The organism is Clostridium sp. AF37-5 (assembly GCF_003477605.1).
GTDB lineage: Bacteria > Bacillota > Clostridia > Lachnospirales > Lachnospiraceae > Eubacterium_F.
The window spans coordinates 160,856-174,010 of the sequence record NZ_QUDR01000003.1; the positions used below are offsets into that span (position 1 = coordinate 160,856).

The 13,155-nt window shown below is 39.5% G+C and carries 12 protein-coding genes; all 12 read right to left on the minus strand.

All coding sequences use genetic code 11. The features are described 5' to 3' along the window. The gene (locus tag DW019_RS03265) at positions 1-1,158 is read right to left on the minus strand and encodes an FtsW/RodA/SpoVE family cell cycle protein (RefSeq protein ID WP_118442507.1); all 1,158 of its coding nucleotides are present in this window, start codon (positions 1,156-1,158) and stop codon (positions 1-3) included. A 26-nt stretch (positions 1,159-1,184) separates the two neighbouring features. Further along, positions 1,185-1,460: a cell division topological specificity factor MinE gene (gene minE / locus DW019_RS03270; protein WP_022376809.1), complete on the minus strand. Its 276-nt coding sequence runs from the start codon at positions 1,458-1,460 to the stop codon at positions 1,185-1,187. Positions 1,461-1,474: 14 nt separating this feature from the next. Then, positions 1,475-2,263 carry a septum site-determining protein MinD gene (minD, locus tag DW019_RS03275; RefSeq protein WP_118442508.1) on the minus strand — a complete coding sequence of 263 codons (789 nt, stop codon included), beginning with the start codon at positions 2,261-2,263 and terminating at the stop codon, positions 1,475-1,477. Between the two features lie 42 nt (positions 2,264-2,305). Beyond that, entirely contained in the window at positions 2,306-2,971 is a 666-nt protein-coding gene (minC, locus tag DW019_RS03280; RefSeq protein WP_117478575.1) for a septum site-determining protein MinC, read from the minus strand. 12 nt (positions 2,972-2,983) lie between these two features. Then, entirely contained in the window at positions 2,984-5,836 is a 2,853-nt protein-coding gene (locus tag DW019_RS03285; RefSeq protein WP_118442509.1) for a penicillin-binding transpeptidase domain-containing protein, read from the minus strand. Positions 5,837-5,839: 3 nt separating this feature from the next. Next, the gene (gene mreD / locus DW019_RS03290; protein ID WP_117478573.1) at positions 5,840-6,346 is read right to left on the minus strand and encodes a rod shape-determining protein MreD; all 507 of its coding nucleotides are present in this window, start codon (positions 6,344-6,346) and stop codon (positions 5,840-5,842) included. Further along, the gene (gene mreC, locus DW019_RS03295) at positions 6,339-7,214 is read right to left on the minus strand and encodes a rod shape-determining protein MreC (RefSeq protein WP_118442510.1); all 876 of its coding nucleotides are present in this window, start codon (positions 7,212-7,214) and stop codon (positions 6,339-6,341) included. Before mreC ends, mreD begins: the two co-directional genes overlap by 8 nt. 31 nt (positions 7,215-7,245) lie before the next feature. Beyond that, complete coding sequence (locus DW019_RS03300; protein WP_022376803.1) at positions 7,246-8,238, minus strand: rod shape-determining protein; 993 nt, start codon at positions 8,236-8,238, stop codon at positions 7,246-7,248. A gap of 1 nt (position 8,239) precedes the next feature. Continuing rightward, complete coding sequence (radC, locus tag DW019_RS03305) at positions 8,240-8,938, minus strand: DNA repair protein RadC (RefSeq protein WP_022376802.1); 699 nt, start codon at positions 8,936-8,938, stop codon at positions 8,240-8,242. Positions 8,939-9,056: 118 nt separating this feature from the next. Next, entirely contained in the window at positions 9,057-10,346 is a 1,290-nt protein-coding gene (locus tag DW019_RS03310; RefSeq protein ID WP_118442511.1) for a methionine gamma-lyase family protein, read from the minus strand. Positions 10,347-10,349: 3 nt separating this feature from the next. Then, complete coding sequence (miaA, locus tag DW019_RS03315; RefSeq protein WP_118442512.1) at positions 10,350-11,306, minus strand: tRNA (adenosine(37)-N6)-dimethylallyltransferase MiaA; 957 nt, start codon at positions 11,304-11,306, stop codon at positions 10,350-10,352. A 23-nt stretch (positions 11,307-11,329) separates the two neighbouring features. Then, positions 11,330-13,141 (minus strand): DNA mismatch repair endonuclease MutL, encoded by a 1,812-nt coding sequence (mutL, locus tag DW019_RS03320; protein ID WP_118442513.1) that lies wholly within the window; start codon positions 13,139-13,141, stop codon positions 11,330-11,332. Between the last annotated feature and the right edge of the window lie 14 nt (positions 13,142-13,155).

Here is a 13,155-nt window from a genome sequence, read left to right on the forward strand (position 1 = left end):
TTAAAAATCTAGGCTGCTGCTTCCTCGATTCGGTTGTATCCCTACGTTTAGCAAAATACCAATTGCCATCATATTACTAATAAGAGACGTGAGTCCATTACTTAAAAACGGCAATGGAAGTCCGGTATTTGGCAGCAATGATGTTGCCACACCGATATTAAAAAATGTCTGAAAACAAAACATAGCGCCAATTCCCACAGCAATCATCATTCCCATATAATCTCTCGCATTTTTTGCTGCCAGAAAACATTTGATAATAATAATGGATAACAGAGCTAAAACTACCATACATCCAATAAAACCAAACTCTTCGCTGATTGGTGTCCAGATAAAATCACTTTCTCTTACATCAACGCTGGTATAGTTTCGCGCCGTTGTGCTGCCATCCAAAAGTTTTCCATACAATTTTCCGGATGCAATGGAAAGAACCGAGTTGTTCTGCTGGTACATAACACCAAGACTCTCTTTTTCCGGGTGCAGCCATCCGGTAATGCGGGCCAACTGATAGCCACGCAGAAGTTTTTGATTTGGCTGTAAAATATACCAGAACAAAACACCAACCGCCGGAACTACAACGGCAGCAACCGGTGCCAATATTTTATGACCAATTCCTGAAGATGCTAACATCATAATGAGAATAACAATCATAACAACACTGGATGATAAATCCGTTTGTATTAAAATAAATACAGTTGGTACAAAGGTAATCAAAGAGGCAAGGAAAAAATTCTTATACGTAGATAAATTTTCTTTTCTCTTTGAAAAAAAGGTGGCAAGTGCCAATATTAACGTAATTTTACATACTTCCGATGGCTGAAAAGTAAATACTTTGAAATCAAGCCAGCGGTAAGAATTCGTATCCAACTCAACGCCTAATGGCGTCAATCTGGTTGCCATAGCCATAAGGGTCGTAACAATGTATATAATTGGAATATACATACATAAATCATGGTAATCAATAATGGAAAAAATACCTATGATAACTATACCCATAACAACTCCGACCAACTGTCTTTTTAAGGAAATGTCAGAATTGACTATGGAAATGACATATGAACTTATAAATGTCAAAATAAGCACAACGGCAATCAGAAAAATATCATAATTTTTCCAGTTGTACCGCTTAATCTGCAACCATTTCATAACGCGTTCCCGCATGATTTACCACCTTACCAATCCTTAATTTATTTCTTTGTCTGTTTCATGTCTTTAATCGGAATATTAGCAAAAAGTGCCGGCACCATACCATTGGAGCCTTCCGATTCAGTCTGCTCAATCTTGATATCCAGCCCGTCTAAATCAATTTCTACATATTTCGACAAAACATGGATAATATCATTTTTTATCTGCTCCATAATGTCCGGCGAACAGTTTGCACGGTCCGATACCAAAACCATCTTCAAACGGTCTTTTGCTACATTACTGGAGGATTTTTTTCTAAAAAAATCTGCAAATCCCATTACGATTCATCTCCTTAGCTTTTGAATTTGTTTTTAATTTTTGAGAAAAGACCATTTTTCTGGAATAAATCCAACAATGGAACATCCTCTCCCATGATTCTGTGACATATGTTTTCGTATGCCTGACCGGCAAGCGATTTGTTACCTACAAGCGGTTCACCCTGATTTGTCGAAACGACAATATTCTCATCATCCGGGACAACACCAAGCAAATCCACAGCAAGAATCTCTACAACATCATCACTCGACATCATATCTCCACGCTTTACCATATCGGCACGAAGGCGGTTTACAACGAGTTCAGTCTTTCCGATTTCGTTTGCTTCCAGCAATCCGATAATACGGTCTGCATCACGCACAGCCGATACTTCCGGTGTTGTTACTACAATTGCACGGTCAGCTCCGGCAATCGCATTTTTAAATCCCTGTTCGATTCCGGCAGGGCAGTCGAGCAATATGTAATCAAACTCTTCTTTTAATTCATTGGTCAGTTTTTCCATCTGCTCCGGTGTAACTGCTGTCTTATCTCTGGTCTGGGCAGAAGGCAGCAAATAAAGTGTCGGATATCGTTTATCCTTAATCAACGCCTGTTTGATTCGGCAGTTTCCTTCAATTACATCCACAAGATTGTATACAATACGGTTTTCAAGTCCCATAACAACATCCAGATTACGCAATCCGATATCTGTATCAATCAGTACTACTTTTTTTCCTTCTTTTGCTAATCCTGTTCCTACATTGGCAGTTGTCGTTGTTTTACCAACGCCTCCCTTACCCGATGTAATCACAATAACTTCACTCATAAATTTCTCTCCTTTCACCATAACAATGGCTTATATCAATATTCAAACATCAATTTCTGTCAACGTCTGTCTTGACAAAGTATCAATGTATATTGCTCCATCTTGCAAATAGGCAATCTGCGGCTCTGCCGGTGTTTCCTGTTTTTCGTCAGAGGAACGGGCGATTACATCGCTGATTCGTATCTGCATCGGATTCATTTTCAATGCAACAATAAACGCATTTTCTTTTCCGGCAGCTCCGGCATACACTGTTCCATACAGACTTCCTAACACAATTACATTTCCTGTCGATACAACTTGTGCACCTACATTAATGTCGCCTAAAATCACAACACTGGTTTCAAACTCCATCACCTGTCCGGAACGAAGATTTCCTTTGAAAAATTGACCGGAATTTGCATTCATTGCCATCAGTTTTTCATTCAGTGTCTGATTGAACAATTCTTCTCTCTGCTTGTCCTCATCAATCAGACACACGACTTGTAATTTTGAATTTTCCTTGATGCATTCCAGTAAAATAGCTTCCTGTTCCTCAGTTAATTTTCTTCCGTCAAAGGAAACGGCAACCTGAGCCTCACCAAGAAAATCCGAACTTTCCTTGAATTTTTTTTCGACTTCTTCTAAAATCTCCGGAAAAGGAAGCGCATCATCCAAAACAATGCGTATTCCTGATTTATTTCCTTTAATTACAACAGGTGCTTTTTTCATATTTCCAACTCCTTAATCCGTTTGTCTTGTTCCGCCCATTGCCGGACTCGAAACTTTTCCATCCATCAGTTTCTTACGTGAACTCTTATCATAATAATACTGATATACTTTGCTCGCAAGTTCTGCGGCATTGGAAGAAGAAAATCCGTTTGGAATTACTACCGTAATTGAAATTTCCGGATTCTCATAAGGTGCAAAACTAACAAATAATGCATGGTTTGGCTCGTTGTTTGTAATCTGAGCCGTACCGGTTTTTCCGGCAACCGTAACATTTACATTGTTAAACAGTGACTTAATGCTGCCCGCCTGTACTACATTTTTCATGCCGGTTTTAATTGCCGTTAAAGTTGACGACTGGAAATTCAATTTATTGCGGACATTTGATGATTTCTTATCCTGTGTTTTTGATTTAGCATCTTTGATTTTCTGAATCAGAGTTAAATCAAAGCAGGTTCCACCATTCGCAATTGTTGTGACATAACGGGACATCTGAACCGGTGTGTAACTGTGGGAGCCCTGTCCAATTGCAGAACGAACAACATCGACATCGGAAAACGTTGGTTCCGCTTCCGGCAGTTCAATGCCGGATTTTTCCGTTAAACCGTATTTATCTGCATACTTTTTCAGTTTGCTCAAACCTTTTTCATTATCCACTAATGTATTGTGTCCATTTCCTAATCGATAACCCATTTCATAGAAGAAATAGTTACAGGAATGCTGGATTGCCTGTGAAACATTAATATTACCATGCGAATAAGTACTCCAGCATTTTGGCCAAGGCTTATTAATTTTATTAAACTGTACACCGTCATGGATACGAGTATAAGGATTAATAATGCCCTCTTCCAATGCGGTTGTGGCAGTCACCATCTTAAATGTCGAACCGGGAGCTGCCTTTTGCTGGGTCGCACGGTTCAAAAGTGGCGACGCACTGCTTGTACTGATTTTGGCATAATAATCGGCATCAACTGAATTTGCAAATTTATTATTATCATAACTTGGATAAGACGTTAATGCCTTCACTTTTCCGGTCTTTACATCTGTTACAATAACGGCACAAGAACATGGTGTAAGTCCTAAATCTCCTGCTGAAATTTCAAGCGATCGGATTTTCGATTTCAAAAAACTGTATGGGGAAATCATTCCTGCCTGTAATTTCTGATAGGTAGAAGTTTTCTTTTTTAACACCTTCTGGTCATACAACAAAAGGCAAATCTCTCTGCCGGACAAAACACCGGAATCTACCATCGAGTGATACACTTTCTTATCAAACTTCGAATCATCCTGGATTTCATCGACAATATAAGAAACTAATTTCTGGAAGACTTCTTCCGAAGAATAGTAGTTATTGTCAATTTCCAGATTATCTAAATTAATCCAGTTGTTTTTGATTCCATAAACTAACAGCTGACTCAAACTTATTTTATTATTTACATACTTATTGTACATCGTATCTGTTGTGTCCATCGTAGACGTATTTAGTATCTGATTGGTTTTCAACATACTGAAAATGTAATCCAGATAGCCATCCGTTGTTTCCGACAACTGTTTTCCATTCTTTTGATTATTGACACGAAGTTCTTTTTTTACGCGGTTAATAGCGCTCTTTTTCGTGCGGGAAAATGTCTGGTACACCGATTTTTCCAAGGATGTCGCATTACTTGTATTGAAATGTGACACATCAACAATGCTATTTTGAATAATTGCATCGTAAACATCGTAAATAGAAATCAAAATACCTTTAGCATCTTTCCCTTTTGTACCATGCCCCTTCCCATTGATTAATTTGGAAGTAATAATACCGGCAATCTGTTTTTCTGCCAGACGATAAGTTGCTTCCTGCAAATCGGAATCAATCGTCAGATAAATATCTTTTCCGGCTACCGCATCCTTTGTTTTCTGCGAACTTACTACACGCGATGTACTGTCAATAACAAGTGTTTCGGAACCTTTTTTCCCTTTTAATTCATCTTCATATTCTTTTTCGATCCCGGTTTTACCAATCTGGTCTGCCGATGTGTATTCCGTATTCGGATCACTTTCTTTCATTTCCGCTAGCGTTTCGGAAGAAATCAATCCCGTATAGCCAATAATATGAGAGAAATATTTGCTGTCTTTATAGACACGGTTCATTTCGGTGGTAACTTCAACGCCAGGTAAATCAGCAGAATTTTCCTTAATGGCAGCCACTGTTTTATCCGAAACATTAGAACTTAATGTAATCGGATCATATTTTGAATATGTGTTCATCAATAACGCATAGCGCACCGTCATAATTGGCAGTGCCTCTGCATCCGTATACGTTTCGTCTTTATCAAAGAAATGAATGGTATTTACCTTATCTTCAGTGCGAATATAACGAAACAGTTCTTCTGCTGTCATATCTTTTTGCTTTTGCGTCAGCTCATGGATAGATTTACAAAAGAAAATCTCTCTTTTAAAACGAAGCTGTGCCGCCTGATTTGCCGTGTATTTAAATTTCCCATTTTTATTCATGCTGATTGGGAAATCCAAATCTAAAGAATCCCCATGTTTCTCAATCAGAGTGATACACTTCTCAATCATTGTGTTTTTTTCATGATTTGTTTTCAAATCTCCGGAATCTTCTATCGTTATAGAATAACTCTGCTCATTGGTAACTAAAAGTTTGCCATTACAGTCATAAATTTTACCGCGGGCACTCTTAATAGTTTTAATTTTCTGTTTTTGCAGAGAGGCTTCTCTGTCATAGGTTTCACCTTTCACAATCTGAAGATAAAACATGCGTCCGACAAGTATACTAAAAAGCAGTATATAGGTTGTCACCAGGGCGAAAAATCTTGATTTTACCACATTTTTCAGCATATCCAGTATACCGTTAAACATCTGCTAAATCTCCTTTCTTTTTCTTTCCTTTGGCTTTTCCAAATGAGCTGCCAGTTCAAACAAAAGAACTCCTGCCAGTGTTGTATAAAGTATTTCCGGCAGAAACTTATGAATAAAATAAAAGCCCAAGTGCAGTCTGCCACGCATTAAAAATTCGGTAATATAATAGTAAAAGCAATACACAAAGTCGCTGGAGGCAATTAAAACAACCGGAAGAATCAGGCTGTCTGTAAAATAGATTTTTTTACAAAAGCCGACAACAAAACCAATTGTCATAAAAATAAATGCATATAATCCAATTACGCTTCCATACAGGCAGTCTAGCAGCAAGCCTGAAAAAAAACCAATTACCAGTCCGGAAGTACGACCACGCAGATAACCGTATGTGATTGTCAGTACCAATAAAAGATTTGGAACCGCACCTGCTAACTTTATGGATTGAAATACGGTTGTCTGGAGCAAAAATGCTGCCAATATCATCACAACCGGCAAAATACGTTTTTTAATCATAATTCTTTATGTCCTTAATTTCTGAGTTGTCCTTAAGCTGCGTAATCACCAGTACATTTTCCAGCTGGTCAAAATTAACCGAAGGAATTAAATGCGCTGTCTTTGTCTGAGAAGACGGGTCACTTACAATGTCCTTGACATATCCAACAGACAATCCCTGTAAAAATTTATCACTGACGTGTGAAGTAACCACCTCGTCACCATCTTTAATCTTTGCCGTGTTGCTTATCATCTCAATGTCAATGTACCCTTTGTAAATACTCTCCATATTTCCTTTAACAATACAGGTTTCCCCGGTATCCTGAAACATTGCACTTACATTACTCTTATCATCAATGATGGCACGTACCTTTGCATACGACTCACCAACTTCAGAAACAATGCCAACCAAACCATTGCCGGCAATTACGTTCATATCAACCTGAATACCATCTTTCTTTCCTTTGTCAATCGTAAATACATGGAACCAGTTGTTACCATCGCGGCTGATAACACGCGCAGCCACTTTCGGATAATCCGGATATACCTTGTCCAATTTATACAATTCTCTGTAATTATCCAGTTCTGCATTTTCACGGGCGAGAATTTTATTATTATAACTTAAGTCATTTAACTTTTCCTGCAATTCCTTATTCTCTGCTAACAGGGTTTCTTTTGAAGTAAGTAAATCTGCTTTATCCGAAAGGTATTTACCAACGGAATTAATCCCCTTCTGCATTGGTGTCACCACATTCCCAACAAATGCTTTCACACCGGCAAACCGGTCTGTAAACTTAAACGAGAGAAGCACTAACAGTACACACAAAACCGAGAGACATATATATAATATTTTGGGATGAATCCATTTATTTTTCCTTCTCTTTTTCACACAAACACCTCCGCTTTGTTTTCGGAAAAAATTACAAGGTCAATTTTGCTAAATGTGGGTCTTCGATAATTGCACCAAGTCCCATAACAACCGTGCTTTCCGGTTCCTCACATAAGTTTACTTTCAGTCCGAGCTGGTCATATACAAAACGTCCTAAATCCTTAATGCGGCTCGAACCTCCGGTCAGATAAACACCGGATTTGTAAATGTCGGAAGAAATTTCCGGCGGCGTGCGCTCCAATATAATTTTCACAGCATCAACAATGCTTTGGAACAATTCAGACAGTGCGGAATGGACATCTTTTGACTCAATCGTAATTTCACTTGGCAGTCCTGTTACCAGATTACGTCCACATACGTCAATGGATTCGTCCGTCACATAAGCAGAACCAATTGTCATTTTAATTTCTTCTGCTGTCTTTTCGCCAATCACAAAACTCTTATCTTTTTTGATTTTATTAATAATTGCCTCATCAAAACGATTTCCGCCAATCGGAATCAATCGGCTTAATACAATACCACCAAGGGACATCACGGAAATCTCTGTTGTATTTGCACCGATATCCACAACCAAAGTTCCTGTAGATTTTGTAATATCGAGATTCATACCCAGGGCATCTGCAACCGGCTTCTCAACGACATGGATTTTCTTCGGTTTCAGATTGGTATTTGTAATCAAATCAAAATAAGCTCTTTTCTCCACTTCTGTAATATCAGTCGGAACCGCAATATAATACTCTGCACCTTTTAACTTTTTCTTGCCATCCAGTTCATGGAAGAAATAATCAATCATCGACTGCATATTTCCGATATCGGCAATAACACCATTTTTTACCGGATAAGACACCTGAATGTTTGCCGGTGCCTTCTCATACATCTCATACGCCTCATTTCCTACCGCAAAAGTATGAGATTTATTGTAAATCGCAATTACACTTTTTTCATGAAGAATAATTCCCTCTCCATTTTTATAAAACTTAATTGAACTTGTTCCAAAATCAATTCCTATTGCTTTTCCTAACATGTCAAATCAATCCTCTTTCTTTTAAACTAATGTAGCGGTTATCACCAATGATAATGTGGTCAACCAAAGGAATACCAATCAAATCTGAAGCCTCATATAACCGTTTGGTCATCTTGATATCTTCTCCGCTCGGAATGGGATTCCCACTCGGATGATTATGCAGTATCACAATCTGAGCCGCGTCGCATTGCAGGGCAATCCGCAGAATCTCTCTCGGATTTACCACAGAATAGTTTATAGTTCCCTTAAAAACTGCTTTGTCGTAGAGCAGCCTTCCGCTTGCATCCAGTGCTGCAAGATACAAATGCTCCGTTTCGAGATTTCGCATTTCATCCATAAAATAAGCCGCCAGTTGTTCGGGGCGGCTAAAATTTGTGGCATTACACTTACTCTCTCTTGCCAGTCGTTTGGACAACTCCACCGCACACAAAATCTGAACTGCCTTCACCGGACCAATTCCGTGAATCTGAAGAAGCTGATTGCGCGTCAGATGAAACAATCCCATCAAACCCTGAAAAGAAGGATGTGCACTCAGCACTTCCAAAGCGAGGGCAAGACTCGTCTTATCCTTTGTTCCGGACTTTAAAATGACAGCAAGTAATTCTGCATTCGACAAAGACTTTGCACCGTCTCTTTCACACTTCTCATACGGCTTTTCCGAATCCGGCAATTCTTTCATGGTAAAATTTTCTTTTTTCATTTCGGCTCCTTTCGGAACCAAATTCCACCTAAACATTGTTATTTTACCATATCAAGGCAAAAATGTATACCTATTAAGCAAGATTTTTCTGTGAATTTTTTTTGAATTTTGCCAAAATCTATGGCAATTCGACAAATCCACCATCAATCATATTTTGCAGTGTTTTTAATATACCCATCTTTCCGTGCGGCCATGTAATTCCACCCTGAAAATAGACACTGTAAGGCGGTTCAATCGGGGCATCTGCACTTAATTCAATAGAGGACCCCTGTACAAAAGCACCCGCTGCCATAATGACATCGCTGTGATAGCCGGGCATCGCATATGGCTCCGGCAGAACGTAGGCATCTACCGGGGCTGCCTGCTGGATTCCCTGGCAGAAGGCGATAATTCGTTCCGGTGTGCCAAAAGCAATTGCCTGAATGATATCGTGTCTGTCTTCTTTACCATTAGGACTTGCCGTAAAGCCAAGTTTTTCATATAAATTTGCAGCAAAAATAGCAGACTTTAAGGCACTTGCCACAACCGTCGGTGCTAAAAATAATCCTTGATAAAACGCCGAATTAACCTGAAGGGAAGCCCCTACTTCTTTGCCAAGACCAGGTGCCGTAAGGCGGTATGCAGCAAGTTCAACTAAATCTTTCCGTCCAACAATATACCCGCCCAAAGGTGCCAGACCGCCACCCGGATTTTTTATCAGAGAACCTACACAAATATCGGCTCCAACCTGCGTTGGCTCGATGGTTTCTACAAATTCACCATAACAGTTATCTACCATGCAGATGACATCCGGCTTTATCGATTTGATATAACGAATCAGTTCTCCAATCCGCTCAACAGACAAGGTTTTGCGCATTGCGTATCCTTTGGAACGCTGAATCGTGACTAATTTTGTTTTCTCATTTAATGCATTTTTGATTCCTGCATAATCAAATTCACTGTCACCGACCAAATCTACCTGTCGATAAGATACCCCAAATTCACGAAGAGATCCTTTGGTATCTGTTCCCTCGATGCCGATGATTCCTTCCAATGTATCATATGGTTTTCCAACCGGCGACAGCAGTTCATCCCCCGGTCGAAGAATCGACGATAAAGCAATTGTCAACGCATGCGTTCCGCAGGTAATCTGTGAGCGCACAAGTGCATCTTCTGCTTCAAAAATGTCAGCATATACGGCTTCCAACGTATCTCTTCCGGTATCGTTATAACCATACCCTGTTGTTCCCCACAAATGGTTTTCACTCACACGGTTCTTCTGCATGGCATGAATTACTTTCAACTGATTAATTTCCGCCACTTCATCAATTTTAGCAAACCGATCTTCGATTTCTCCCAAAACAGTTTTTCCAAAATCAATCACATCTTTTTTAATTCCAAATTTTTCATACATTTCTTCTGTTGTCATGATTTATCCTTCCCGGCATGAACAAATGCCCTTTTCTACTGCTAATTTCATAATATAGTTTACAATTTCATGGTTATTTGAAAAATTATCTTTGTTAATCATTGTCACATCTCGTTCCCGTCGAAACCATGTCATCTGACGTTTTGCGAAATGTCTGGTGTCCCGTTTTAAGCGGTAAACAGCTTCTTCCATTGTACACTCTTTAAAAAGAGCTGACGCAATTTCTTTGTAGCCAAGCCCTTGCATGGAAACCAAATTTCTTGAATAACCGGCGTCCAAAAGTTGTTTTACCTCCTTGACAAGTCCCTCTTCCATCATCTGGTCAACCCGTTTGTCAATCCGTTCATAAAGCACCTTCCGGTTCATTGTGAGAACCAGATACAAAAAATTATACGGCGACCCTTTCTGCCGCTCCTCTTTATTGTGATCTGAAAATTTCTGTCCGGTACTTTGAAAATACTCCAAGGCACGAATCACACGTTTTATGTTATTTGGATGAATGGCTTCTGCGGATTCTTTATCCACTTTTTGCAGTTCATGATGTAGATAAGAAGCACCTTTTTCTTTTGCCAGATTTTGCAAATCCGCTCTGATTTCATCACCCTGTTTTTCTTTTGTAAAAGCAATATCATTTAACACTGCTTGAATATAAAACCCGGTTCCGCCTACAAGAATCGGAATCTTCCCACGATTATAAATATCTTCCATAATTTCCTTTACGCGTTTTTGAAAAATCATCACGTTAAATTCTTCATCCGGATTCCATTCATCAATCATATAGTGCGTAACGCCCTGCATCTGCTCTTTTTTAATTTTTGCAGTTCCAATATCCATCTGTTTGTATACTTGCATCGAATCAGCTGAAATAATTTCACCGCCTGCCGCTTTTGCCAGCTCAATGGATATTTCCGTTTTCCCGACAGCGGTTGGCCCTGTCAAAACAATAATTGGTTTTTTCATATCCATACACTCCTTTTTGACATTCAAAGCACACGTTTGAATTTTTTTTCAAATTCATACTGGCTCATTGCAATCGTTGTCGGTCTTCCATGGGGACAATGATACGGCTGATCCATCTGTAACATCTGTCCAATCAGCTCTTTTGCCTCTGCGTAAGACAACGTATGATTGCCCTTCACCGCCGCCTTGCATGCCATCGTAGCACAATGGTCGATTACAAATTCCGGTGCCGATTTCATATTTTGATTTCTCAAATTGTCTAGCAATTCCAAAAACAACTGTTTCGGCTCTAAATTCAAAAAGTCAGCCGGCACACCGGTAATCAAATACTCTCTGTCCCCAAACATTTCCCAGCAAAAGCCAATAGCAGTTAAGGTCTGTGCATTCTCCTCTAACACTTCAATTTCCCGTCCTGACAGCGACACAACAATCGGCGCAATCAAATTCTGTGTCAGCGGTTTTTTATCCTTTAACTTTTTCATTAATTTCTCGTATAACACTTTTTCATGAGCTGCATGCTGGTCAATAATCAATAATTCTTTTTCGTACTCCACAAGCCAGTAGGTGCCGAAAACCTGTCCGATAATCCGGAAAACAACACCCTCTTGCTGTTCTTCTTTCTTAAAATCTAATTGCTTGTAATCTTCTCTTACAATTGATACATTCTGCTTTCCGGAAAATGGTGCACTTTCATACACAAATGGTTTTTCTTCCATCTTTTTCTCCGGTTGTGCGCGCATACTCCACTCTTTTTTTCTTTCATATTCAAACGGCTCCGGCTGTTTTTCAATCGGTTTTTCTTCTACCGGGCTTTGCTTCTCTTTTTCATCCAGTGTGACATCCGGAATTAAAGTACTCTGCTTCAATGCCTCAGTAACCGTGTCTCTCACAAGTGATAAAACTTCCATCTGATTTGTAAAGCGGATTTCCATTTTGGTCGGATGGACATTGACATCAATAAAAGAAGAATCAATCGAAAGCATGAGTACCACAAACGGGTAACGGTGTCCCATAAGAAATCCCTGATATCCCTGCATGGTTGCATTTGCCAAAATCGGACTTTTGATATAACGCCCATTTACAAAGTAATTCATCATTGAGCGGTTTCCCCTTGATAAAATCGGTTTTCCAATAAATCCTTCTAAACGCATGCCATCCTGTTCTTGACAAATCGGTATCAGTTCTTTCGTAATTTCTCTTCCGTAGTGATAAAAAATATTGGTCTTTACCTGTCCGTCACCACTTGTCTGAAATTTTGTTTTCCCATCTACAATAAAAGAGAAACGGATATCCGCATGAGCCAGTGAATACCGCTGCACCAGTTCATGAATATAGTTTCCCTCAGTTGTTTTTGATTTTAAAAATTTTCTTCTTGCCGGTGTGTTATAAAACAAGTTTCGTACCACAAAAGTAGTTCCTTCCGGGCAGCCGACTTCCTCACATCCGGTCTCTTTTCCGCCCTCAATGGAATATCTGGTTCCGACAATGTCTTCCTTTCTTTTTGTAATCAATTCAACCTGAGCCACCGCCGCAATACTTGACAATGCCTCGCCGCGGAACCCAAGACTTGTTACCGAAAGTAAATCCTCAGTATTTCTAATTTTGCTTGTCGCATGGCGTAAAAATGCCGTCGGAATTTCCTCTTTTGCAATACCTGCACCATTATCCGTGATACGAATCATGGAAATTCCGCCTTCTTTTATTTCGATTGTAATGGCGGATGCACCGGCATCCAAAGAATTTTCCATTAATTCTTTCACAACAGCCGAAGGACGTTCCACAACTTCGCCTGCCGCAATTTGATTTATCGTTTTTTGGTCAAGAACTTGAATCATGACATCCTCCGTTT